Source organism: Rugamonas sp. DEMB1 (assembly GCF_029834475.1).
GTDB lineage: Bacteria > Pseudomonadota > Gammaproteobacteria > Burkholderiales > Burkholderiaceae_D > Rugamonas > Rugamonas rubra.
The window spans coordinates 3,824,470-3,850,169 of the sequence record NZ_CP122407.1 but is presented as its reverse complement, the minus strand read 5'-3'; the positions used below and the strand labels follow the sequence as shown (position 1 = coordinate 3,850,169).

The following is a 25,700-nucleotide window of genomic DNA, read 5'->3' as shown; positions in this document are numbered from 1 at the left end:
TCCGTTTCGCTCTCACCTTGAAGGAGTTGCACCTTGCAGACCCGTCCGTTCATCGCCCCCATGCTGTTTGACGATCCTGCCGCCGCGTTCGAACAGGTGCGCACTATTTACGACAGCAACATCGCCTATCTGCGCGAGTGCATGCGCCGCTTCATCGCCGGCGAGGAGTTCACCGAGCACGTGCGCGCCTGCTACCCCTTCGTCCGCGTCCACACCGACACCGTGGTGCGCGCCGACTCGCGGCTGGCCTTCGGCTTCGTCGCCGGCCCCGGCACCTACGAGACCACGCTGACCCGCCCCGAGCTGTTCGCCGGCTACTACGAGCAGCAGTTCCGCCTGCTGTTGAAGAACCACGGCGGCAGGCAGCAGGTGCAGCTGGAGGTGGGCACCAGCGCGCAGCCGATCCCGATCCACTTCTCCTTCGCCGAGCACGACCACATCGAGGGCAATATGAGCGCCGAACGCCGCGTGCTGATGCGCGACGTGTTCGACCTGCCCAACCTGGCGACGATGGACGACGGCATCGCCAACGGCACCCACGAGCCGGGGCCGGGCGAGGCGCATCCGCTGTCGCTGTTCACCGCGCCGCGCGTCGACTACTCACTGCAGCGGCTGCGCCACTACACCGGCACGGCGCCGGCGCACTTCCAGAAGTTCGTGCTGTTCACCAACTACCAGTTCTACATCGACGAGTTCGTCCGCCTCGGCCACGAGATCATGGCCTCGCCGTCCGCCTCGGACGACGACAAATACGTCGCCTTCATCGAGCCGGGCAACCTGGTCACGCGCCGCGTCGGCCAGGCCGTCGAGCCGGGCGACGCGCACGGCGCCGCCTTGCCGCGCCTGCCGCAGATGCCCGGCTACCACCTGGTGCGCGCCGACGGCAGCGGCATCACCATGGTCAACATCGGCGTCGGCCCGGCCAACGCCAAGACCATCACCGACCACATCGCCGTGCTGCGGCCGCACGCCTGGCTGATGCTGGGCCACTGCGCCGGCCTGCGCAACACCCAGCAGCTGGGCGACTACGTGCTGGCGCACGGCTACGTGCGCGAGGACCACGTGCTCGACGGACGGACCTGCCGCTGTGGGTGCCGATCCCGCCGCTGGCCGAGGTGCAGGTGGCGATCGAGGCGGCCGTCGCCGAGGTGACCCAGCTGACCGGCCACGAGCTCAAGCGCGTGATGCGCACCGGCACCGTGGCCAGCACCGACAACCGCAACTGGGAGCTGCTGCCGCAGCGCACGCCGGAGCGCCGCTTCAGCCAGAGCCGCGCCATCGCGCTCGACATGGAGAGCGCCACCATCGCCGCCAACGGCTTCCGCTTCCGCGTCCCGTACGGCACGCTGCTGTGCGTCAGCGACAAGCCGATGCACGGCGAGATCAAGCTGCCCGGCATGGCCAACCAGTTCTACCGCGACCGGGTCGACCAGCACCTGCGCATCGGCGTCCGCGCCGTGGAGATGCTGCGCGCGCTGGGCGTCGACAAGCTGCACAGCCGCAAACTGCGCAGCTTCACCGAGGTGGCCTTCCAGTAGGCCGCGCTACTCGCTGTTGTACGCCTATGCCCGTCAGTCGCCCGCCTCGCGCGGGCGATTTTTCTTATGCCACCTCGGGGATCGCTTCGATGTGAAGCCGCATGCCAAGCGCGTGCAAGACCTTCACGATCGTCGCAAAGCTGGGATTGCCGTCGCCGGACAGCGACTTGTAGAGGCTTTCCCTGCCCAGTCCGGTATCCGTTGCCAGTTGCCCCATCCCCTGGGCGCGCGCCACATTGCCGAGTGCCTTTGTAATGAAATCCGCGTCGTCGCCGGCCTCCTCAAGGCAGGCCTCAAGATAAAGGGCGATGTCCTCCTTGGTCTGAAGGTGTTCGGCGCTATCCCATTTGCTCGTTTTCAGTGCCATGATGAGCTCCAACATCTTGTTTCTATCGTTGAGCGCTTGCTGATTTTCATTGTATCCAACGGGGTACTCGGACGCTAGGAGCTTAATCGGTAAACGATGCTGAGCGGTCGACTCTGAGAGGGGGGCTGTTTGTTGAGGTTCTATGCGTTTTTCCGGTGAAAATTGACCGGGCTTGGCGCTTGGAGCAGGCCTTGCGCGAAGCACTTTGACCGTCAACTGCGCGACCAAGGCGGAGCAGGACTTGTTGGGTTGAATATCTTGGGCGCGTCGCTGCCGTCTAGAACCGTTCTAACTCTTGATAAACTCCCTCCCGGAGCGCTTACCTGGCGTAGTGCGCGATATGCTCGACAGCCGTAGCAACGCCAATGGCGAGGCCTTGAATGGTTTGCTCTAGCAGACCAAACGTGCCGCGCGCGGCTTCCGCACCGTCTCCAACTTTATCGCAATCGCCCATTTACACATGGCCAAACCGAACGCAACTCAGCTAAGTGAAAGTAAACGCAAAATTGAACAAAACTCACATGAGCAGCTGCAACGCATATAGTGCAAAAGGATCTTATGGTGTCATTTTCATTTTTCCGGAGTTGTTTATAAGCAGATGTGGCTAAATTGCCCGGCGCTTCTATTGGGCAGAATATACTCGACGAGCGGTATATGGTTAAATTCTAAAATTAGCGTAAGTGTTTCGCTTTGACTTGTGTTCCGACGAATGTAATTCCATTTTCTGCCAACCGCAAATTCGCCTTCTCTGTATTTGCAAAATGAACTTTTCCAGAGGCAACCCATAGCCATTTAGCGATTATTTTCCCATCGCGCAGATGATTTTTTAGTTGTTCTTTTGCAGATTTTCGTTTATTTATGACCGTCGTAATCTCATCCTGTTTGGCAGAGTGCGGTTCTACCGCGATAATTTTAGGCTCTATGCCGTTTCCAGTGGAAATTGACTTCAGGCGGCATGCCGCGTAACGCCAAACTCGCGCGGTACGGCAGCGCGCAGCGGATTGGCCGGCAGGTGTTTGAGTTTGGCCATGCGTAAATAGGCAATGGCGATGAAGTTGGTGACGGTGCGGAAGCCGCGCGCGGCCCGCTTGGTCTGCTGGAGCAAGCCGTTCATCGCCTCGACATAGGCGTTGCTGCGGCCGTCGAGCATGCCGCGCACCACGCCGGGCAGGCGCTCCTTGAGGGTGTTGGCCAGACGTTTGAACGGTTCCAGGCGGCAGCGGCGCGCCCAGGAGATCCAGCCCAACAAGTCCTGCTCCGCCTTGGCGGCGCAGTTGGCGGCCACGGCGCCGCGATAGACCTCGCGCAGGGCCTGCTTCAAGCGCCAGGCGCGAGCGCTTTTCAAATTGGAGCGTTGTAGCCAATGCATCGAATTGATCTGCTGGTAGGTCCAGCCGACGGGATTTTTGCGCATGCCCCACAGCATTGCCTTGACCGCCTTGCGGTCTTCGCCCAGCGCGGCGCGCACGGCCTTGGGCTGGGTGCGCATTTCTTCGCGCCGCACCTCGTCCATGGCGTTGTTGGCCAGGGCGATCACGTGGAAGCGGTCGTAGCTGATCTGGGCGTTCGGCAGGCTGGCGGCCACGCCCTTGGCATAGGCCGCGCTCATGTCCATGCAGACATGCTTGATCTCGTCGGCTGCGCCGCCGTGCGCCACCAACTCCCGCTTGAAGGCGGCCACCGTTTCGTGGTCCCGGCCCGGCGTCATGAACAGCAGCCGTCGGGCCTCGAGGTCGTGCACCACGGTGACGTAGTTGTGCCCCTTCTTGAGGCTGGTCTCGTCGATGCCGACAACGCGCACTCCCGTCATCTCGTCGCGGCGCCGCGCGATGCCCACGTAGTGCGCGATGCGCCGCCACAGCCGTTTCGAGCGCACCCGCAACTGGGCCGCGGCCTGGGCCACCGGCAGAGTCTGGCACAGCGACAGGGCCAGAGCCTCGAACAGCAGGGTGAAGCCACTGCCCGGCCGCGCCCACGGCACCTCGGCCTGCGTCGTCTTGCCGCAGGCGCTGCAATCGACGCGCGGCACCTCGGCGTGCAGCCAGGCTTCGAATTGGAAGAAATCCAGATGCCGCCAGCTGCGTTTGACCCGGTCGTGGATGCCTTGCCCGCTCACGCCGCAGGCCGGACACGGCAGCTTCCCCGCCTCGCACGACACCTCGAAATCGATCCGGCGCTTGGCCGTATCCAGGTCAACTTTGGCAACAACCCACGGCGCTTGCAGACCCAGCGCGGTGGTGAACAGGGCTTCGACGGCGATACTCATCAGGAACTTGCACTCACAAAATGGCGTTGCCCGGCATGATACCCGATGTCAATTTCCACTGGAAACGGCATAGAACCTAATTTTATTCGTATCTTTATGGCCAAGAAGGTAATCCCAGCGATTATCTCTCTCATTTCCAATTCTCATTGCTTCGTCCAGCTCCAAACTATCGGAGAATAGATTTTTTATGCCTTCTTCGATATAGTTTCTGTGGCTATTTTCAACCGCACCAAGTCCATTCTTTACTGAAGCTAAGAGACTAGAATCGTCATTTAGCGCAGCCCGAACTGGTGTTTTTTTATTTGAATTTTTTGCCATAAACTATTCCTCACTTTCATTGACCGCATTTCGTACGGCATCTCCAAAACGCGACGAAAATTCTGTCAACCCTCCCCAGCCAGAAATCCGTTCGTCGTCAGAGGATGGGTCCAATTCAGAAATGTCAACCGAATTTACTTTTCTTTTTCCATCAAATTCCATTAAGTAAGCACGATAATCCTTAGTGATCGCTTCTTTTGCAACATTTTTCATGGCTATGGATGCTGTTACATCAAACGCATTACACACTAATTCAGGACGTGCATTATATTTCTTCAATTGCCGCATCATCCACAGCATTGTTAGAACATGAGGTGAATGGGAAGAAATTACAACTTTATACCCACGCCATAGAAGATCGAGGACAAGCAACATTGCAGCTGTAATAGCCTGCGGGTGTAATCCCATCTCAGGTTCTTCCAGTACCACCCAATCTGTTTCTGCGCGTTTGCGTTGCTGTGTAGATGGTAGTAGGTGATAGAGTCCAAGGAGTAGGGGGGTAAATTCACGTTGCCCAGCCGTCCAGGTCATAAAAGGGAGGTGCATTGAACCATGGACGAGACGTAGTCGCTGTGCATGTTGGGCATCCTCTTCAATTCCAACTTTTCCGCCATGGAAAACCGCTTGATCGATCTTTTCCCGAATTTGTTGTTTTAATCTTTTTTCTACGGGGAAAAGTGTACCAGTATCTTTTCCACTGAAACGGTCAAACAGGTTTTGGCTAAAAATTCGGGCAACAGCGGGAGTATCTGATGTTAATTTTTGAAACGGCGACGCCCATCCATCGCTGATAAGCATTGAACGGTGTGCGGGAACGAAGAACAACTTTTCAGCGCCATTACCTACTCTGGAAATATTCTTTGGGTTTATTTTTTTCTTACCTAATAAAATTTCAGACTCATTTTCACGCCAAGCTGGTGCCATTCCAGTCCCGAAGAGTAAGTCAATTAGTACTTCTGAGCGATCTGTGGGATGCCCCGCAGCCTTAAGAGCATCAACAATCTGTCTGCCGTCAAGTGCAACTTTCAGCCACTGTAGCGCCAAGCTTTTTCCTGCTCCTTGCGGACCAACAAGCACGGTAAGGTCACCAAAAGTGAGATCTATTTTTTTTAGATGCGCAAAATTCCTAATAGATAAGGTTGTAGGCCTTTCTTTTTTTTGAATATTTTTTCGCTTCTCTTTTGTCATTTTTTTCCTTAAGTAAACCATTCTTTGAGTCGGTAGAACGCCTTATTCCATCCAACACGGAATTTAATTGTCTAAAACTCAATGAGACTAAAATTCAGTGCATAGAACTGCGCAAGGAAGGTGTCTTGAAGTCTAAATGGGTTCATTCATCCATGCTGAAAATCTATTTTCACATTTCCATGAAGGGAAATTATTGTGAATTGTTAAGTCGGGATACTGAGCAATTAACTCAAGTATTTCCGCAGCAGGTTCTGCAGTAAGACTTGGCGCGACTCGCTCCCATTTGCCAATTGCAGCTTTATGGAAAAGGATAGCATCCTCTCTGCGACCTTTCACTCCCATTACTTGAGCTATCCAATATCGAACATAGCCCTGATCAATAGCTGAAGAATTTCCGTCGTCAAGTTTTGTTGCTGCTCTGTGGTAAGCTGTTAAGGCTTTTTCAAAGTTGTCGCAGAGTTGGAAACATCTGCCTAGATTGCCGAAAAACTCACCGCCTCGGGTCTTAAATGATTCTGAAGAAAAGATCTGTTCATCGGTTAATCCATATTTGAAGTATTCGAAAGCAGCATCAAGCATTCCTGAATCTCTTTGGGCCAATGCTAATGTGTGGTCACACTGAAAGATAGTATCAACATTTGAATTCTCTTTTAGTATTTTCCCTTTTGTTGCCCAAATAATGGCATTGTCAAAATCTTTTAAGAACCAGAATTCATATGCCCTCAGATCGCACAGATTTATATACTGAGCACCTTTTCCAGCAATGCTAAGTTCATATTTATAGAGCCAAAGATCTGCTTCAGTTGAATTTTCAACCTCTATTACTGAGCGTATGCTTTTATTGAATAGAATGTCGAAATTCCTATAATTAGTAACAGCCTCTAGCCAGTCAATGTTAAGGAATATCCTTTTGGCCAACCTAGATATCTCTTCATTTAAACCGTTCTTGTCGAGTTGCCCCAGTATTTCGCTAAGAGTCTCAATTGCTTTCTCCATCGCGCCAACGTTGATTTGCAAATCGACTTTATGAACCCACATTTCTAATACAACATGAGGTATCGGAAGGTTAAGCTGTTTTCTAAATTTGAAAATCCTTTTATCCAGATAAAAAACTACTTTGTCAATAAAGGATTCTCGTTCCTTTTTCTCAAAATCTTCTCGAACGAATTGCTTTATTAGAGGGTGTAGATCTATCACTTCTATCTTGTCTTGTGTGATTTTTCTTTCTATTAAACACATTGACTGAAGACGAAGAATTGCTTTATTTAATCTGTTGAATTTTAACTCTGTTATTTCCTCAATATTTCGTTCCGACTCCGGACGTTCTAATTCGGCAAGAGTTCTAAGTACATGCTGTTGGTTGGAATTTAATAACTCCCATATTTGACGAAGCATTTGCTTGGGTAACTCAACCCCGATATCGTGGAAGCCGTCGAGGATTTCCTCAATACTTTTTCCTATTCCGCAAGACTGTGCTGCGATAATGCTAAGCCACAATGGATGCCCAGCGGTTCGTTCATAGAGACGCTTGAAAGAATCCGAGTTTATCTCATTTCCATATCGATATTCAAAGAGTGATTTTGCATTTTCTAGCTTTAGTCCATATAACCGAATCTCAAGAAAATTCGGACTATCCATTTTAACTAATGGGCGCGCTGTAAATATGAATACTATGTTGGGACTCTCTAATAGAACGCTGTCGATCACAATTTTTAGGGCGCCAAGAGGTTCATTTGTTTCCAGATCGATGTAGTGATCGACGTTATCAAAGACTATGACTCCGGATTTTCCATTTAGGTCTAATAGTAGTATTTTTATCAGTTCCGTAATTGGTTGTTTTGAAATATCGCTTACTTTTATCGCGCCGCCACTTGATTTTTCAATGGCGCTACATATTGCCAAGTTAATTGTATTTCCTTGCTCCCTACAATCTTTCCAATCGAAAAAACTATTTTCATTTGAAATTTTCTTCATTGAGAAATATCGACTTGCTAGTGAGGACTTTCCTTGCCCACCAATCCCCGTAATCGCAATTACATTTGCAGAAGTTGCGATTAGCTTGCTCAGTTCCTCATCCCGTCCAAACCAGACGTCAGTTTTCGGTACCGCATTAACTGGCGAGCTCTGTGCTGGACTGTCGAAAATTGAAGCAAGCTCCCGTTGGTCTCGTGTTGTAGGGGTGGCGGAAATAGTTTGAACAGAATCAACTGGCGGATGAAGTAAATTCACCAGATTTGGGAAAAATTCGTGACAATCGATTCCTGCGTATAACGAAACACGGCCGCGATCGATTCCAGCGCCGAGTTTTCCCAGAATTTCTTTATTCTGAATAGGTATATCGTCAAGCGAGGAGCTGTAAAAGGTCCATGCAATTTCCGGGAAGGACGAATCATCTAGAACAAGTTCCGCCAATGTCGAGGTAATAATATCATCCCAACCTCCATACCCTATAGTTACTAGCAACGAATTTTTTGCTATGCTCGCGAGAGAGGATCTCAATTGCGCGCGCACTTGCGTCAACTGGCGTGGAGTATGAAGAGTATCGCTACCACGCCAAGATCCATGCAGGTGAACGACGTGAACAGCATCAGATCTTGTTTGAAGTAAGTTACCCTCACGGTGCAGCATGGTCGTATATGAAGATCCTCCCGCTTTTGCGATTGCAATTTGGACCAACGGATCAAAATTTGTCGTTAGAATTGTATGAAAAATGTTTCGAGAATCTATTGATAGCAATTTCCCCAAGCTTTCAACGCCTGGGGTTAAGTTCCAGTTATTTATATCTTTTTCGGCAGATTCCAGAAATGCCGGAACATCGGCGGAGTTCGGAGCGCCTTTGTACGAGTTTAATACTGCTCGTTGAATAATTTCGTTAGCATAATCAATTCCTCGTCTAAGTATCAAAAATTCAAATGCTGATTGATAACTATTCTGTCCAGCCAACTTCAATGCGTTATCCAGTTGTTTTGTCGAGGTTGGATTGCTTGAGAATTCTGTTTTTATTAAATCGACTATGTCGTTTACGCCTAATACACCTTTTTTTTCGACCGTTTGTGATGCTGTAAGTGGAGAACCGACAATAAATATAATCGACTTTCCTTTTTCGTGAGAAAATACAAGCCTATCGTACAAAGCCTCAATGTCGCCGAATTGATATGTCATTTTTTTTGGAAATTTATTAATGTATAAATATTATATACTTGGCATACTGTTTTTGGTATAATTTTGCTGCCATTTTGGAGGCGTTGTTGCAAATTTTCACTTTTCGCGAGATCGATTTTTGAGGTGTCTGTAACATGGATAGGCATGAGCCTGCGTCAGAAACAATCGGCATTGTGGGGAACTGTGGCATCGCCACCAACACTACCCACTTTTTCGGACTTCCACGCAGCATTGTAGGTGTAATAACCATATAGTAATCCACTTTTGTTTGCAACTTTGCAATGATATATTTTTTGCACAAGCTTAACCTTATGGTATTTTGGGTGCCGTCATAGCATTCGGACTTGCTAGATAATATCGGTTCTTATGCCGTTTGTTCGGACGACTTGAAGTCATATCGTCATACATAGGCCGTCATTGCCGAAGAAAGTATTTACATTTCAAAGACTTACATCGCCGTCAACGCCCCGCTCAAGTTGCTAGCTCGAGTCCCTCATCGGAATTTTTGGCGGGAGAGACTCAGATGTCTTTTTTGATATCGGAAACCAAAAAAATGTCATTGGTTTGTTTTTCGACCGCGTTCTAAGATGGCTTCCTGACCACTAGGGGCACTGACCATTTGACTACCATGACACCTCGGCCCGGCATCAGCCGCGCGCCGTTCGGCCAGTTGCCGGACGGCCGTGCCGCCAGCCTCTTCACGCTGCGCAACCGCGCCGGCATGGTCGTGCGGATCAGCGACTTCGGCGGCGTTATCACCGCCATCCACGTGCCGGACCGTGCCGGTGTGCTGGCCAATGTCTGCCTCGGCTTCGACGACGTCGAACCCTACCGCACGGTGTCGCCGTACTTCGGCGCGCTGATCGGCCGCTACGGCAACCGCATCGCCAACGGCCGCTTCATCTTGGACGGCGTGGCCCACCAGCTCGACATCAACGACGGCGCCAACCACTTGCACGGCGGCGCGCTGGGCTTCCACCGCGTGCTGTGGCAGGCGAGCGTCGCCAACGCCAGCGCCAACGCCAGCGCCAACGCCAACGCCAACTCCAACTCCAACTCCAACGCCGTCGCTAACGCCGCCGACATGGCGCTGACGCTGCGCTACCACAGCCCGCACGGCGAGCAGGGCTATCCCGGCGCGCTGGACGTGACGGTGCGCTACGCGCTCGGCGACGACAACGAGTTGTCCATCACCTTCGACGCCGTCTGCGACCGCGCCACGCCGGTCAACCTGACCAACCACGCCTACTTCAACCTGGCGGGGCGGGGCGACATTCTCGGCCAGGAGCTGATGATCGCGGCCGACAGCTACACCGCCATCGACGCGGCGCTGATCCCGACCGGCCCCCAGCCGCCGGTGGCCGGCACGCCGTTCGACTTCCGCCTGCCGCAGGCGATCGGCGCGCGCATCGCCGCCGACCACCAGCAGTTGCGCAACGGCGCCGGCTACGACCACAACTTCGCGCTGAACCAGCCGGCGCCGGGCGCCCGCGTGCTGGCCGCGCGCGTGCGCGAGCCGTCGTCGGGCCGGGTGCTGGAGGTGTTCAGCGACCAGCCCTGCCTGCAGTTCTACAGCGGGAACTTCCTCGATGGCAGCCTGGGCGCCGGCACACAGTACGCCTACCGTGGCGCCTTCTGCTTGGAGCCGCAGCATTTCCCCGACTCGCCGAACCGGCCGCAACTACCCACCACCATCCTGCGCCCCGGCCAGCGCTACCACAGCGTGATGACCTACCGCTTCACCGTCGCCGGCTGATACCTCAAAGAAATTGATACTGATTTCGATATCACTATCGAGAAATAATTCATTGGAAAGTTATCGCGGCAGATCTTAGTATTCCCACATCGCGGCGCTGCCTGCACGGTTGGCCGGCGCCCCCAAGAACAACCAGGAGGAATGCATGTCGGAGACAAAAAAGGTGGCCCTGCGCTCGGCCGAGTGGTTCGGCACCCAGGACAAGAACGGCTTCATGTACCGCAGTTGGATGAAAAACCAGGGCATACCCGACCACGAATTCCAGGGCAAGCCGATCATCGGCATCTGCAACACCTGGTCCGAGCTGACCCCCTGCAACGCCCACTTCCGCCAGCTGGCCGAACACGTCAAGCGCGGCATCCTCGAGGCCGGCGGCTTCCCGGTCGAGTTCCCGGTGTTCTCCAACGGCGAATCGAACCTGCGGCCGACCGCCATGTTGACCCGCAACCTGGCCAGCATGGACGTCGAAGAGTCGATCCGCGGCAATCCGATGGATGCGGTGGTGCTGCTGGTCGGCTGCGACAAGACCACGCCGGCGCTGTTGATGGGCGCGGCCAGCGTCGACATTCCCACCATCGTCGTCAGCGGCGGGCCGATGTTGAACGGCAAGCTGGACGGCAAGAACATCGGCTCCGGCACCGCCGTCTGGCAGCTGCACGAGCAGGTCAAGGCCGGCACCATCAGCATGCACCAGTTCATGGCGGCCGAGTCGGGCCACTCGCGCTCGGCCGGCACCTGCAACACCATGGGCACGGCCTCGACCATGGCCTGCATGGCCGAGGCGCTGGGCACCAGCCTGCCGCACAACGCCGCCATCCCGGCGGTCGACTCGCGCCGCTACATCCTGGCCCACATGTCGGGCATCCGCATCGTCGAGATGGTGTGGGAGGAGCTCAAGCTGTCCAAGGTGCTCAAGCGCGAGAACTTCGAGAACGCCATCCGCGTCAACGCCGCCATCGGCGGTTCGACCAACGCGGTGATCCATTTGAAGGCCATCGCCGGCCGCATCGGCGTGGAGCTGGAGCTGGAGGACTGGACCCGCGTCGGACGCGGCACGCCGACCATCGTCGACCTGATGCCGTCGGGCCGCTTCCTGATGGAGGAGTTCTACTACGCCGGCGGCCTGCCGGGCGCCATCCGCCGCCTGGGCGACGGCGGCCTGCTGCCGCATCCGGACGCGCTCACCGTCAACGGCAAGTCGCTGTGGGAGAACTGCCGCGAGGCGCCGGTCTACGACGACGAGGTGATCCGCCCGCTGGCCAAGCCGCTGCTCGCGGACGGCGGCATCTGCATCCTGCGCGGCAACCTGGCGCCGCGCGGCGCGGTGCTCAAGCCGTCCGCCGCCACGCCGGCGCTGATGCAGCATCGCGGCCGCGCCGTGGTGTTCGAGGACTTCGAGCACTACAAGAGCCGCATCGTCGATCCGGAGCTGGAGGTGGACGCCGGCTCGATTTTGGTGATGAAGAACTGCGGCCCGAAAGGCTATCCCGGCATGGCCGAGGTGGGCAATATGGGCCTGCCGCCCAAGCTGCTGGCGCAGGGCGTCAAGGACATGGTGCGCATCTCCGACGCGCGCATGAGCGGCACCGCCTACGGCACCGTGGTGCTGCACGTGGCGCCCGAGGCGATGGCCGGCGGCCCGCTGGGCATCGTGCGCGACGGCGACTGGATCTCGCTCGACTGCGCCGGCGGCGCGCTGAACCTGGAGATCTCCGATGTGGAGATGGCGCAGCGCCTGGCCGCGCGCGCCGAGCAGGCCGTGCCGGAAGTGCGCAGCGGCTACCAGAAGCTCTACATCGACCACGTGCTGCAGGCCGACCAGGGCTGCGACTTCGACTTTTTGGTCGGCAGCCGAGGCTCGGCCGTGCCGAAGCATTCGCATTAAACGCCAACGCAGATCGATGCATTCGTCCGCAGCGCTTTGAGAAAACCCAATGGCGAAAATCTAGGGTCAGACCCTAGGGTCTGACCCTGGCGCTTTGCCGCTGGGTGGTTTTGGAGCTGCGGAATTTGCGGCAACGCCCTCTGCGTCCGGCCGTTGAGCAAATCACCACTAATGGAGACACCATGCTACTCATACAATTCACCAACGCATCCGGCGCGCGCCATGTCGGCCTGCTGGAGCAGGACCGCGTGCGCGTGGTCGACGGCTACGACAGCAGCTACGGGCTGGCGCGCCAGGCCATCGCGCGCCGCGTCGGCCTGGCCGACCTGGCCGGCCAGGCGGCCGGCGCCACGGTGCTGTCCTACGCCGACATCGCCGCCGCCGGCCACCTGCTGCCGCCGCTCGACCACCCCGACGACGCCCACTGCTTCGTCACCGGCACCGGGCTGACCCACCTGGGCAGCGCCGACACGCGCGACGCCATGCACAAGAAGATCGGCGGCGCCGTCGAGAACCTGAGCGACAGCATGAAGATGTTCCGCCTCGGCGTGGAGGGCGGCAAGCCGGCGCCGGGCACGGCCGGCGTGCAGCCGGAGTGGTTCTACAAGGGCGACGGCTCGATCGTCGCCGCCAGCGGCCAGGCGCTGAACATGCCCGACTTCGCCCTCGACGGCGGCGAGGAGCCGGAGCTGGCCGGCCTGTACCTGATCGGCGACGACGGCCAGCCCTACCGTGTCGGCTACGCCATCGGCAACGAGTTCTCCGACCACGTCACCGAGCGGCAGAACTACCTCTACCTGGCCCACTCCAAGCTGCGCGCCTGCGGCCTGGGGCCGGCGCTGCTGGTCGGCGAGGCGCCGGCCAGCGTCGAGGGCGTCTCGCGCATCATCGACGCGCAGGGCAGGGTGCGTTGGGAAAAGCCCTTCTTCAGCGGCGAGCAGAACATGTCGCACACCATCGCCAACCTGGAGCACCACCACTTCAAGTACCCGCTGTTCCGCCGCGCCGGCGACGTGCACATCCACTTTTTCGGCACCGCCACCCTGAGCGTGGCCGACAACATCGTGGTGCGGCCCGGCGAGACCTTCGAGATCGAGGCGCCGCAGTTCGGCCCGGCCCTGCGCAACACGCTGGCCGTGTACGCGACCGAAGTGGCGAAGGTGAAGACCTTATGACGATCACCGGCGAAGCGCTGATCGGCGGCCTGGCCGTCAAAGGCAGCGAGGGCGGCCAGCGCGCCTTCAACCCGGCCACCCTGCAATATCTGGAACCGGAGTTCCATACCGTCGGCGCGGCGCAGATCGACCTGGCCTGCCGCCTGGCCGGCGCCGCCTTCGACAGCTACCGCGCCACCAGCGACGAGCAGCGCGCCGTCTTCCTCGACGCCATCGGCGAGCAGATCATGGAACTGGGCGAGGCGCTGCTCGAGCGGGTGATGGCCGAGACGGGCCTGCCGCGCGCCCGCGTCGAGGGCGAGCGCGGCCGCACCGTCGGCCAGCTCCAGCTGTTCGCCAATCTGCTGCGCCGGGGGGCGTGGAGCGACTTGCGGATCGACCCGGCGCTGCCGCAGCGCCAGCCGCCCCGGCCCGATCTGCGCATGCGCCTGATCGGCGTGGGGCCGGTGGCCGTTTTCGCCGCCAGTAACTTCCCGCTGGCGTTCTCGGTGGCCGGCGGCGACACCGCCTCGGCGCTGGCGGCCGGCTGCCCGGTGGTGCTCAAGGCGCACTGGGCGCACCCCGGCACGTCCGAGCTGGTCGGCCGCGCCATCGTCAAGGCGGCGGCCGTCTGCGGCATGCCGGCCGGCGTGTTCGCGCTGCTGACCGGCAGCGGCAACGCCTTCGGCGCGGCGCTGGTGGCCCATCCGGCGATCCAGGCAGTCGGCTTCACCGGCTCGCGCGGCGGCGGCACGGCGCTGATGGCGGTGGCGGCGGCGCGGCCGCAGCCGATTCCCGTATACGCCGAAATGAGCAGCATCAATCCGGTGTTCCTGCTGCCGCAGGCGCTGGCCGTGCGCGCCGAGGAGATCGCCGCCGGCTTCGCCGCCTCGCTGACGATGGGCGTGGGCCAGCTGTGCACCAACCCGGGCCTGGTGCTGGCGCTGGACGGGCCGGACCTGGAGCGCTTCAAACAGGCCGCCGCGCTGGCGCTGGAGGGCGGCGGCGCCGGCACCATGCTCACCCCCGGCATCGCCGAGAACTTCCTCGGCGGCGTGCACCGGCTGGCCGACCACGCCGACGTGGCCACGCTGGCGCTGGCGCCGCAGCAGGGCGGCAAGGGCGCGCCCGCGCTGTTCGCCACCAGCGGCGCGGCCTTCCTGGCGCGCCGCGAGCTGGCCGACGAGGTGTTCGGCCCGGCCTCGCTGGTGGTCGCCTGCCGCGACCTGGCCGAGCTGCGCCAGGTGGCCGAAAGTCTGGAGGGGCAGTTGACCGCCACCCTGCAGCTGGAGCCGGGCGACTACGACGCGGCGCGCCAGCTGCTGCCGGTGCTGGAGCGCAGGGTGGGCCGCATTTTGGCCAACGGTTTTCCCACCGGCGTCGAGGTGGCCAGCGCGATGGTGCATGGCGGGCCGTTCCCGGCCACCTCGGACGGCCGCAGCACCTCGGTCGGCACGGCCGCCATCGCCCGCTTTCTGCGGCCGGTGTGCTACCAGAACCTGCCCCAGGCGCTGCTGCCGGCCGCGCTGCAGGATGATAAGCTGGCGGGCGCTTGGCGCCGCGTCGAGGGCGAGCTGACCGGCGGATAAGCGGTTCCGCACTTAGAAAAACAGCGGCGCAAATCCAGGGTCAGACCCTAGCGCCAAGGCGGGGAGTCTGACCCTCGCTCTCCGCCGGTGCAAATCCAGGGTCTGACCCTCGCGCTCCGCCGCTGGGTGGTTTGAGAGCCGCCGCGTCCGTGGTTCCAGGATATGGGGTAAAACAATTTAAACAATTCGGAGACTGTATGAACCAACTAGCCACATTCGCCAGCCTGCGCGGCAAGCGCGTCTTCATCACCGGCGGCGGCAGCGGCATCGGCGAGGCGCTGGTGGCCTCGTTCGCCGCCCAGGGCGCGCTGGTGGCCTTTGTCGACATCGTCGAGCAGGCCAGCGAGGCGCTGTGCCGCCGCTTGGCCGACGCCGGCCATCCGCCGCCGCGCTTCCGCCGTTGCGACATCACCGACATCCCGGCGCTGCAGGCCACCATGGCCGAGCTGGCCGGCGAGATCGGCGACTTCGACGTCCTCGTCAACAACGCCGCCAACGACCAGCGCCACCAGACCGAGGAGGTCACGCTGGAGTATTGGAACGAGCGCATCGCCATCAACCAGAGGCCGATGTTCTTCACCTGCCAGGCGGTCCTGGAGGGGATGAAGCGGCGCGGCGGCGGCGCCATCGTCAACGTCAGCTCGATCTCCTGGCACGCCAAGGGCGCCGGCTATCCCGTCTACGCCACCGCCAAGGCTGCCGTGGTGGGCCTGACGCGCGGCCTGGCGCGCGAATTCGGCGCCCACGGCATCCGCGTCAACACAGTCACGCCGGGCTGGGTCATGACGCAGCGCCAGATCGACCTGTGGGTCGACGACGCGGCCGAGCTGGAGATCAAGCGGAACCAGTGCCTGCCGACCAAGCTGATGCCGCAGCATATCGCCTCGATGGTGATGTTCCTCGCCTCTGACGACGGTGCCATGTGCAGCGCGCAGGAGTTCATCGTCGACGCCGGCTGGGTGTGAGCCGGCTAAACGGGCTTCAGCCGATATTGAAATCGATATCGAATTGGCTAAAAATGTGATTGGATAGATATTTGTCTTTCTCTTACCATTGTTTTACCAATACGGCCGACACAGGCCGAGCGGCACGCCGGGCGATCCCGCACGGCGGCCATGGAAAATAATCGGAGACAGACATGACCATCCACCGCAGAACCGTGCTCGCCACCGCCGCTTTGGCCGCCTTCGCCGCCCTGGGCGCCAGCCCGTCGGCCTTCGCCGCCAAGCCGCTGGTGATCGGCTTTTCCCAGGTCGGCGCCGAGAGCGAATGGCGCACCGCCAATACCGTCTCGATCAAGGACGCCGCCAAGCAGGCCGGCGTCACCCTGAAATTCGCCGACGCCCAGCAGAAGCAGGAGAACCAGGTCAAGGCGATCCGCTCCTTCATCGCGCAAAAGGTCGACGTGATCGCCTTCTCGCCGGTGGTCGAATCGGGCTGGGACACGGTGCTGCGCGAAGCCAAGGCGGCGAAGATTCCGGTGGTGCTGACCGACCGCGCCGTCAACGTCAGCGACACCTCGCTGTACGTCACCTTCATCGGCTCCGACTTCGTCGAGGAGGGCCGCCGCGCCGGCAAGTGGCTGCTGGAGCGCGCCGCCAAGACGCCGGACGCCACCCTCAACATCGTCGAGCTGCAGGGCACGGTCGGCTCGGCGCCGGCGATCGACCGCAAGAAAGGCTTCGAGGAGGTCATAGTCGCCAATCCCAAGCTGAAGGTGATCCGCTCGCAGACCGGCGACTTCACCCGCGCCAAGGGCAAGGAGGTGATGGAGGCCTTCCTCAAGGCCGAGGGCAAGAAGATCAACGTGCTGTACGCGCACAACGACGACATGGCCATCGGCGCCATCCAGGCGATCGAGGAGGCTGGCCTCAAGCCGGGCACGGACATCGTGGTGATCTCCATCGACGGCGTCAAGGGCGCCTTCGAGGCGATGATCGCCGGGAAGCTCAACGTGACGGTGGAGTGCAGCCCGCTGCTCGGCCCGCAGCTGATGCAGATCGCCCGCGATGTGGTGGCCGGCAAACCGGTGCCGAAGCGGATCACCACGGTCGAGGGCGTGTTCCCGGCCGAGGTGGCGGCGAAGGAATTCCCGAACCGGAAGTACTGAGCGCTGCGACGACACCACCATCATGAGTATTCCAGCGCACGCCGCTGGTTCCACGCCGCGCGCGCCGCAAGCCGCGCCGGTGCTGGAGCTGCGCGGCATCTGTAAGCAGTTCCCCGGCGTGAAGGCGCTCAACGACGTCGGCCTGCGCCTGTTCCCCGGCGAGGTGCACACCTTGATGGGACAGAACGGCGCTGGCAAGTCGACGCTGATCAAGGTGCTGACCGGGGTCTACACGCCGGACCGTGGCCAGATTCTGCTCGACGGCGCGGCCATTCGTCCGGCCGCCACGCTGGAGGCCCAGCGCCTGGGCATCAGCACGGTCTACCAGGAGGTCAACCTGTGCCCCAATCTGTCGGTGGCGGAGAACATCTTCATCGGCCGTTATCCGCGCCGCTTCGGCCGCATCGACTGGCAGGCCATGCGCGCGCAGGCTGCCGCGCTGCTGGAGCGGATGGGTATCCGCATCGACGTGGCGGCGCCGCTGGCGCGCTATCCGCTGGCGATCCAGCAGATGGTGGCGATCTCGCGCGCGCTCAACGTGCGGGCGCGCGTGCTGATCCTCGACGAGCCGACCTCCAGCCTGGACGAAAGCGAGGTGGCGTTGCTGTTCGGCGTGCTGCGCCAGCTGCGCGCCGACGGCATGGCGATCCTCTTCGTCACCCACTTCCTTGAGCAGACCTACGCCATCTCCGACCGCATCACGGTGATGCGCAACGGCGAGCGGGAAGGGGAGTACGCCTGCGCCGAGCTGTCGCGGCTGGCGCTGGTCAACAAGATGGTCGGCGCGCCGGACCACCACGGCGCCGACGAGGCGCGGCCGGGTGCGGAGCTGGACGCGGAGTTGGACGCGGCGCTGGACGCCCGCCTGCGGGCGCGGGGGCAGGCGCCCACGCAACCGCACGCACCCGCACCCGAACACCCGCACCCGGACGCGCCGGCGCGCCAGCCGGCCTTTCTGCTGGCGCGCGGCCTGGGCCGCAAGGGCGCGCTGGCGCCGCTCGACCTGGACATTCACCCCGGCGAGCTGCTGGGCCTGTGCGGCCTGCTTGGCTCCGGCCGCACCGAGGCGGCGCGGCTGCTGTTCGGCGCCGACAAGGCCGACAGCGGCGCCATCGCCATCGACGGCAAGCGGCGCGCCATCGCCTCGCCACGCGACGCCATCGCCGCCGGCATCGGCTTCTGCTCGGAGGACCGCAAGCACGAGGGCGCGGTGCTGGAGCTGTCGGTGCGCGAGAACATCATCTTGGCGCTGCAGGCGCGCGGCGGCCTGCTGCGCGCCATCCCGATGCGCCACCAGCAGGCGCTGGCCGAGGAGTATGTGCGGGCGCTGGGCATCAAGACGGCCAGCATCGAGACGCCCATCGGCAGCCTGTCCGGCGGCAACCAGCAGAAGGTGCTGTTGGCGCGCTGGCTGGCCACCGCGCCGAGGATGCTGATCCTCGACGAGCCGACCCGTGGCATCGACGTGCGCGCCAAGCAGGAGATCATGGACTACGTGGCCGCGCTGTGCCGCAAGGGCATGGCCATCCTGTTCATCTCGTCGGAGCTGAGCGAGGTGCTGCGCTGTAGCGACCGCATGCTGGTGCTGCGCGACCGCAAGGCCTGCGGCGAGTTTGCTCGCGGCGAGCTGGACGAACATTCGGTGCTGCAGGTGATCGCGGCGGGAGAGAGCTGTGCTTAGGACCATTCCATTCACCCCATCCATCGGCCTGCCCATGTTCGTGCGCCACCCCTTGTTCCGGCCGCTGGCCGCGCTGGCCCTGCTGTTGCTGGTCGACCTGCTGCTGATCCCCGGCTTCTTCCATCTGGAGGTGAAGGACGGCCATTTGTACGGCAGCGTGATCGACATCGTCAACCGCGCCGCGCCGCTGATGCTGGCGGCGCTCGGCATGACGCTGGTGATCGCCACGCGCGGCATCGACATTTCGGTCGGCGCCGTGGTGGCCATTTCCGGCACGGTGGCGGCGATGCTGGTCGGCGGCGGCATGGTGATCAACCACGGCGTGCCGGAATACGTCAGCCGCGTGCCGATGGCCTGGGCGCTGGCCGCCGCGCTCGGCGCGGCACTGCTGTGCGGCGCCTGGAACGGCCTGCTGGTGGCCGGCCTGGGCCTGCAGCCCATCGTCGCCACGCTGATCTTGATGGTGGCCGGGCGCGGCCTGGCCCAGCTGATGACGGACGGGCAGATCGTCACCGTCTACTACCAGCCTTACTTCTTCATCGGCGGCGGCTACCTGCTCGGCCTGCCGTTCGCGCTGTACATCGTCGGCGCCGTGTTCCTGGCCACCGCGCTGCTGATGCGGCGCACCGCGCTGGGATTGTTCATCCAGACGGTCGGCATCAACCCGGTGGCGGCGCGGCTGGCCGGCGTGCGCACCGCCGTGCTGATCTTCCTGGTGTATGTGTTTTGCAGCGCCTGCGCCGGCATGGCCGGCTTGATGATCAGCGCGAACATCAAAAGCGCCGACGCCAACAACGCCGGCCTGCTGCTCGAACTCGACGCCATCCTCGCCGTGACCCTGGGCGGCACCTCGCTGGGCGGCGGCAAATTCAGCCTGGTCGGCAGCGTCGTCGGCGCGCTGATCATTCAAACGCTAACCTACACCATCTACTCGCTCGGCCTGGCGCCGGAGGTCAACATGGTGGTCAAGTCGGCGGTGGTGTTCCTGGTCTGCCTGTCGCAGTCGGCCGAATTCAAGACCATGTGGGGCCGCCTGCGGGCGCGGGCGCTGCACAGCAAACAAGGTGGCACGGTATGAACACAATGCGCATGAACCCGATCCAAGTCCGCTGGCGCGCGCTGCTCGCTTCTCCCTATTTCACTTCGCTGGTGACGGTGGCGCTGTTGGCCGTGCTGCTGGCGGCCGGCGGCGCCACCTATCCGGGCTTCCTGTCCTTGCAGGTGCTGTTCAACCTGTTGATCGACAACGCCTTTCTGCTGGTGATCGCGGTCGGCATGAGCTTTGTGATTCTGTCCGGCGGCATCGACCTGTCGGTCGGCTCGGTGCTGGCGCTGAGCACCATGGTCGCGGCCTGGCTGCTGCAGGTGTGGCATCTGCCGCCGCTGCTGGTGATTGGCGTGGTGCTGTTGCTCGGCGCCGGCTTCGGCGCGGCGATGGGCGCGCTGATCCACTACTTCAAGCTGCAACCCTTCATCGTCACGCTGGCCGGCATGTTCCTGGCGCGCGGCCTGTGCTACCTGATCAGCGTCGGCTCGATCACCATCACCGATCCGCTGTTCGTGGCGATGTCGCAGACCCAGCTGGCGGTGCCGGGCGGCTTCGTCTCGCCGGGCGTGCTGATCGCGCTGCTGACGCTGGCGCTGGCCATCTACCTGGGCCACTACACGCCGTTCGGCCGGGCGCTGTACGCGGTGGGCGGCAACGAGCAGTCGGCGCTGATGATGGGCCTGGCCGTCGGCCGCAGCAAGGTGTTGGTGTACGCCTTCAGCGGCGGCTGCGCGGCGCTGGGCGGGGTGCTGTTCTCGTTCTACATGCTGTCCGGCTACGGCCTGCACGCGCAGGGCGCGGAGCTGGACGCCATCGCGGCGGTGGTGATCGGCGGCACCTTGCTGAGCGGCGGCTACGGCTATGTGGCGGGGGCCTTGTCCGGCGTGCTGGTGCTGGGCACGATACAGACGCTGATCGCCTTCGACGGCACGCTCAGCTCGTGGTGGACCAAGATCGTCATCGGCGGGCTGCTGTTCGTGTTCTGCGTGGTGCAACGCTTGATGGGGCGCGCCGCCGCGTAGAGTGATATCGAAATTAATCGAATATGGATGGGATCAATACCGATTATGATATCATTTCCCCCATGGATACCAACCCGAACTGGTTTTTGCGCGCGCGCCTGAAGACGCGGCAGCTACTGTTGTTGATCGCGCTCGACGAGCAACGCAACATCCACCGCGCCGCCGAGGAGTTGCACATGACGCAGCCGGCCGCGTCCAAGCAGCTCGAGGAACTGGAGGAGATGCTCGACGTGCAGTTGTTCGAGCGCCTGCCGCGCGGCATGGAGCCGACCATCTACGGCGAGACGATGATACGCCACGCCCGCATGGCGCTGACCAGCCTGTCGCTGGCGCACGACGACATCGTCGCCATCAAAGCCGGCCTGGCCGGGCAGGTGGAGATCGGCACGATCATGACGCCGGGCATGGCGCTGCTGCCGCGCGCCTTGTCGCAGGTCAAGCAGGCCGCGCCGCGCCTGCGCATCGGCGTGCAGATGGAGCAGAGCAACATCCTGCTGGAGCAGCTGCGCCGTGGCCGGCTCGACTTCATGATCGGCCGCATCCCCGAGCGCGACGGCGCCGCCGGACTGGGCTACGAGGAGCTGACCGACGAGCCGGCCTGCGCCGTGGTGCGGGTGGGCCATCCGCTGCTGGCCTCGGCCGATCTGCGGCTGGAGGAGCTTGCCGCCCAGCCCTGGGTGCTGCCGCCGCCGGGCAGCATCCTGCGCTCGCGCTTCGAGCTGATGTTCCGCCGCGCCGGGCTGGAGGTGCCGGTCAACATCATCGACACCACCGCCGTGCTGCTGGTGACGGCGCTGCTGCAGCAGACCGACGCGCTCAACGTGATGCCTATCGCGGTGGCGCGCTACTACGCCTCGCTCAATGTGCTGAGCATCCTGCCGATCGAGCTGCCCTGCCGCATGGACGCCTTCGGCATCATCACCGTCGACGGCCACCTGCTGTCGCCCGGCGCCCAGCTGCTGTTGCAGACGGTGCGCCGGGTGGCGCAGGAAATCTACTAGCGCCGCAGGATTGATTCGGCCGTGTTTTGAACCTATACTCAGATTTCACTATGGTCGGCATGGCCGCATATTTACGCTTGGAATTTTAGCCAACTGAGATTATGCGGCCCTTTGAATTGTTGATTTCCAAGCGTCCGGTTTCGTTTCAAACGAAGAGGCGAAAGAATCTCCAAGCATGGAAGGGTTTTGTGCGGGCGGAGGCGAGGAAAGTGTGGAACGCAGCCGATCTTCCGGTTTCTTCGCCCTTTCTCCGATGCGTGATCGTCTATCTCTGCGACAGTGCGCCGGCGGATATCGATAACATCATCAAGCCGATTCAGGATGCCTTGGTTGGTTTGGTTTTCGAAGATGATTTCCTGGTTTCCGATGTGGACAGCCATCGTCGTTTCTTGGCCGATCCTATTGATGTGACATCACTGCCGCCGTTGCTTCAAGCCGGTGTGGCGAAAGGGGAGGAGTGCGTGTATGTACGGATTTGCGACGCACAGCAACCTGAGGAGCTACTTATGACCATTTCCACCCAAACTCTGCGCGACCGGAAGATGGATGCGCTGGCGGCCACCTATGCGAAAGAGGGCTATCTGGTGTTGAAGGAGCCGGCCGCCGGCGAGTTGCCATTCGATTTGAACGGTTATCGGCCCGATCTGATCGCAAAAAAAGACGACGGCGGACTCATCATCGAGGTGCGGGCGGGCGCATTGCCCGGGTCGGTCGACCGTGTCCAGTATCTCGCCCAAGAGATCTCAAAGCACCCGGGCTGGCGATTCTTGCTAGCTACCGTGGCGGATGCCGATCCTTCCATCGTGCCGACCACGGCGGACGATTTGCCTACCTGGCGGCAATTGGCGGACAAGCTTACGCAGGCGAGGGCGCTGGCTGGGAATGGTGCTGTCGAGCCCGCTCTACTGTATCTGTGGGGCATATTCGAGGCGGCGCTGCGCAAGCGCGCGATCGCCGAAAACATTCCGGTGGAGCGGCTGCCGCCAGCCATGCTGCTCAACCACATGTATTCGCAGGGCGAGGTCTCCATTGCCCAACACGACCTGTTTCGTGAGTTCATGACCATCCGCAATCGTATGGCGCACGGTGCCAATACGACTGTTGATTCCGTCCACGTGGCCACGCTGCTCAACGAAACGGAAGAGCTTGTTGCCGATTGGGCTGCGGCGAAAGCAGTCTAGCCAATTTGCGGAGCCGGAGACCCGCCGCCTTAGCGCGGCATAGCGTTCAATCCGATGTCCGCACATGCCACGGCGTCAACCGCCGAGCAATTGCGGCGCCTGGTCGGCGTACTCGTGCCACAAGGTTTCGAACTGCGCCAGCGGCAGCGGGCGGCCGAACAAATAGCCCTGGTAGTGCAGGCAGCCGACGTGGGCCAGCTGCTGGCGCTGGTCTTCGCTTTCGACGCCCTCGGCGATGACGTCCAAATTCAGGCTGTGCGCCATCGCCGTGATGGTGCGCACGATGGCCTGGTCGCTGTTGTCGCTGGCCAGGTCGCGCACGAAGGACTGGTCGATCTTCAACTGGTCGAGCGGCAGCTGCTTGAGGTATTGCAGCGAGGAGTAGCCGGTGCCGAAGTCGTCGAGCGAGAAGCGCACGCCGATGGCCTTCAGCTCGGTCATGCTGGCCACCGTGTCGCTGATGTTCTCCAGCAGGATGCCCTCGGTCAGTTCGAGCTTGAGCAGGGCCGGGTTGATCTCGTGGCGCTGCACGGCGGCGTACACCTGGGCGCCGAAGTCGGCCTGGCGGAACTGGCGCGCGCTGACGTTGACGGCCAGCGACAGCTTGCTGGTGCGCGGGTCCTGCGACCATAGCCGCAACTGGGCGCAGGCCGTCTCGATCACCCATTTGCCGATCGGCAGGATCATGCCGGTTTCCTCGGCCAGCGGGATGAACTTGGCCGGCGAGATGAAGCTGCCGTCCGGCTGGATCCAGCGCAGCAGCGCCTCGGCGCCGGTGGGGCGCTGCTCGGAGTCGACCTGGATCTGGTAGTACAGCTCGAACTGCTGCTGCTCGAAGGCGCCGCGCAGCTCGCTCTCGAGCGCGGCGCGGGCGCTGATGGCGTCCTGCATCTTCTGGTCGAAGAAGCGCAGCGCGTTGCGGCCGGCCTTCTTGGCCTGGTACATGGCGATGTCGGCCTGCATCAGCAGCTCGTCGGGCGCCTGCTCGTGGTTGTGGAACAGCGTCGCGCCGATGCTCGGCGTGCTGCGCACGGTGTGCGCGCCGAGCTGGTAGGGCAGGTTCAGCGAGGCGAGGATCTTGTTGCCCAGCGTTTCGGTGTGGGCGGCGGCGCCGACGGCGTGGTCGCTCATGCCCTCGGCCAGCACGACGAACTCGTCGCCGCCCAGGCGCGCCACGGTGTCGCCGTGGCGCAGGCAGTCGTGCAGGCGCTTGGCGACCTGCTGCAGCAGCTGGTCGCCGATGTTGTGGCCGAGCGTGTCGTTGAGGGTCTTGAAGTTGTCCAGGTCGAGGAACATCAGCGCGCTGTACTTGCCGGTGGCGGCGGTGCTGGCCAGCACCTGGCGCAGGCGGTCGAGCAGCAGGCGGCGGTTGGGCAGCCGGGTCAGCGGGTCGTAGAAGGCCAGGTTCTTGATCTCGTCGCTGGCCGCCTTGCTCAGGGTGATGTCGGTCAGCGAGGCGACGTAGTTGGTGACGCTGCCGTCGCGCTCCTTGACGGCGGTGATGTTGAGGCGCTCGGGATACACCTCGCCGTTCTTGCGGCGGTTCCAGATCTCGCCCTCCCAACTGCCGTGGCGGCGGATGGCGTCCCACATCGCGGTGTAGAAGGCGGCGTCGTGGCGGCCCGAGTTGAGCACCTTGGGCGACTGGCCGATGATCTCGCCGCGGCTGTAGCCGGTGATCGTGCAGAAGGCCTGGTTGACCTGCAGGATGTGGCCGCGGGCGTCGGTCACCATCATGCCCTCGGGCGACTCGAAGGCGATGGCGGCGATGCGCAGGTTGGCCTCGCTCTGGCGCCGCTCGGTGATGTCGCGGTGGGTGACGACGGCGCCGCGCCAGTCGTATTCGAGCGGCGTGGCGGTCATGCTGTACCAGCGCTGCTGGTGCGCCGTGTGGCAGGGGTATTCCATGCTGAACGAGGGCAGTTTGCCGTCGAGCACGGCGCGGATGCCGGCGCAGGCGTCGGCGGCGCCGGTGGTGGCGCCGGCCAGGCCGGCGTCGCAGCCGCTCAGGTAGTTGCTGCCCAGCGCGGCGTGGCCGGGGATGGGCGTGTTCAGCTGGCGGTTGTCGTCGGCGAAGCGGCGCCAGGCGGCGTTGACGGAGACGATGCGGCCGTGCTGGTCGAGCACGGCGATCTGTTCGGGTAGGCCGTCGAGCACGGCGCAGGCGAAGGGCTGGCAGCCGTCGATGGCGATGCCGGCGCCGCCGTCGCATTGCGGCCGGGCGGCCGGCGCGGCCGCCGCCGGCTGGTCGAGCAGCTCGCAATGGGCCAGCTGCGTCGCGCCGCAGGAGGGCGGGCAGTGTTCGGCGGCGTGGCCGCAGCGCTCGCCGCGGGTGTGGGCGGCGTGGCTGGACGGGGGCGCGGGAGGGTGCGCAGCGAGCCCTTCCGGGGGAGGGCTGGGCAGGTCTTTCATGGCCGACTTCCTGGGTGTTCTA

General features: G+C 61.5%; 17 protein-coding genes and 2 pseudogenes. 13 read left to right on the top strand and 6 right to left on the bottom strand.

Annotation, left to right across the window (positions count from 1 at the left end; translation table 11 throughout):
- Positions 1-60 precede the first annotated feature (60 nt).
- A pseudogene (locus QC826_RS17465) lies at positions 61-1,538 on the top strand (AMP nucleosidase).
- Between the two features lie 64 nt (positions 1,539-1,602).
- On the opposite strand, the gene QC826_RS17460 reads toward QC826_RS17465, so the two are convergent.
- Positions 1,603-1,905, bottom strand: a complete 303-nt coding sequence (locus QC826_RS17460; RefSeq protein WP_409567660.1) for an addiction module antidote protein — start codon at positions 1,903-1,905, stop codon at positions 1,603-1,605.
- 253 nt (positions 1,906-2,158) lie between these two features.
- Between QC826_RS17460 and QC826_RS17455 the strand changes: the two are divergent.
- A pseudogene (locus QC826_RS17455) lies at positions 2,159-2,374 on the top strand (transposase); the annotation flags it as partial.
- Between the two features lie 477 nt (positions 2,375-2,851).
- Here QC826_RS17455 and QC826_RS17450 read toward each other — a convergent pair.
- The 4 genes from QC826_RS17450 to QC826_RS17435 all read right to left on the bottom strand — a co-directional run bounded on the left by QC826_RS17450 (position 2,852) and on the right by QC826_RS17435 (position 8,839).
- Positions 2,852-4,171 (bottom strand): ISL3 family transposase, encoded by a 1,320-nt coding sequence (locus QC826_RS17450; protein ID WP_279761751.1) that lies wholly within the window; start codon positions 4,169-4,171, stop codon positions 2,852-2,854.
- A gap of 48 nt (positions 4,172-4,219) precedes the next feature.
- Positions 4,220-4,489 (bottom strand): hypothetical protein, encoded by a 270-nt coding sequence (locus QC826_RS17445; RefSeq protein ID WP_279761750.1) that lies wholly within the window; start codon positions 4,487-4,489, stop codon positions 4,220-4,222.
- Between the two features lie 3 nt (positions 4,490-4,492).
- Complete coding sequence (locus QC826_RS17440) at positions 4,493-5,677, bottom strand: AAA family ATPase (RefSeq protein ID WP_279761749.1); 1,185 nt, start codon at positions 5,675-5,677, stop codon at positions 4,493-4,495.
- Positions 5,678-5,809: 132 nt separating this feature from the next.
- On the bottom strand, positions 5,810-8,839 hold the full coding sequence (locus tag QC826_RS17435) for an SIR2 family protein (protein ID WP_279761748.1): 3,030 nt from the start codon (positions 8,837-8,839) through the stop codon (positions 5,810-5,812).
- Positions 8,840-9,467: 628 nt separating this feature from the next.
- Here QC826_RS17435 and QC826_RS17430 point away from each other — a divergent pair.
- The 11 genes from QC826_RS17430 to QC826_RS17380 all read left to right on the top strand — a co-directional run bounded on the left by QC826_RS17430 (position 9,468) and on the right by QC826_RS17380 (position 23,266).
- Positions 9,468-10,595, top strand: a complete 1,128-nt coding sequence (locus tag QC826_RS17430; protein ID WP_279761747.1) for an aldose epimerase family protein — start codon at positions 9,468-9,470, stop codon at positions 10,593-10,595.
- Between the two features lie 145 nt (positions 10,596-10,740).
- Entirely contained in the window at positions 10,741-12,480 is a 1,740-nt protein-coding gene (locus QC826_RS17425) for an IlvD/Edd family dehydratase (protein ID WP_279761746.1), read from the top strand.
- A 182-nt stretch (positions 12,481-12,662) separates the two neighbouring features.
- Positions 12,663-13,655, top strand: coding sequence for an AraD1 family protein (gene araD1 / locus QC826_RS17420; protein ID WP_279761745.1), 993 nt, complete (start codon positions 12,663-12,665; stop codon positions 13,653-13,655).
- Complete coding sequence (locus tag QC826_RS17415; protein WP_279761744.1) at positions 13,652-15,223, top strand: aldehyde dehydrogenase (NADP(+)); 1,572 nt, start codon at positions 13,652-13,654, stop codon at positions 15,221-15,223. Before araD1 ends, QC826_RS17415 begins: the two co-directional genes overlap by 4 nt.
- A gap of 197 nt (positions 15,224-15,420) precedes the next feature.
- Positions 15,421-16,188 (top strand): SDR family NAD(P)-dependent oxidoreductase, encoded by a 768-nt coding sequence (locus QC826_RS17410; RefSeq protein WP_279761743.1) that lies wholly within the window; start codon positions 15,421-15,423, stop codon positions 16,186-16,188.
- A 173-nt stretch (positions 16,189-16,361) separates the two neighbouring features.
- Positions 16,362-17,333: an ABC transporter substrate-binding protein gene (locus tag QC826_RS17405; protein ID WP_279761742.1), complete on the top strand. Its 972-nt coding sequence runs from the start codon at positions 16,362-16,364 to the stop codon at positions 17,331-17,333.
- Between the two features lie 22 nt (positions 17,334-17,355).
- Positions 17,356-19,014, top strand: coding sequence for a sugar ABC transporter ATP-binding protein (locus tag QC826_RS17400; protein WP_279761741.1), 1,659 nt, complete (start codon positions 17,356-17,358; stop codon positions 19,012-19,014).
- Positions 19,015-19,048: 34 nt separating this feature from the next.
- The gene (locus QC826_RS17395; RefSeq protein ID WP_279766522.1) at positions 19,049-20,092 is read left to right on the top strand and encodes an ABC transporter permease; all 1,044 of its coding nucleotides are present in this window, start codon (positions 19,049-19,051) and stop codon (positions 20,090-20,092) included.
- The gene (yjfF, locus tag QC826_RS17390) at positions 20,089-21,084 is read left to right on the top strand and encodes a galactofuranose ABC transporter, permease protein YjfF (RefSeq protein WP_409567659.1); all 996 of its coding nucleotides are present in this window, start codon (positions 20,089-20,091) and stop codon (positions 21,082-21,084) included. The genes QC826_RS17395 and yjfF overlap by 4 nt, the downstream gene beginning before the upstream one ends.
- Positions 21,085-21,146: 62 nt before the next feature.
- The gene (locus QC826_RS17385; RefSeq protein ID WP_279761740.1) at positions 21,147-22,085 is read left to right on the top strand and encodes a LysR family transcriptional regulator; all 939 of its coding nucleotides are present in this window, start codon (positions 21,147-21,149) and stop codon (positions 22,083-22,085) included.
- A 209-nt stretch (positions 22,086-22,294) separates the two neighbouring features.
- On the top strand, positions 22,295-23,266 hold the full coding sequence (locus QC826_RS17380; protein ID WP_409567658.1) for a hypothetical protein: 972 nt from the start codon (positions 22,295-22,297) through the stop codon (positions 23,264-23,266).
- 75 nt (positions 23,267-23,341) lie between these two features.
- On the opposite strand, the gene QC826_RS17375 is transcribed toward QC826_RS17380, so the two are convergent.
- On the bottom strand, positions 23,342-25,678 hold the full coding sequence (locus QC826_RS17375; protein ID WP_279761738.1) for a putative bifunctional diguanylate cyclase/phosphodiesterase: 2,337 nt from the start codon (positions 25,676-25,678) through the stop codon (positions 23,342-23,344).
- Positions 25,679-25,700 lie beyond the last annotated feature (22 nt).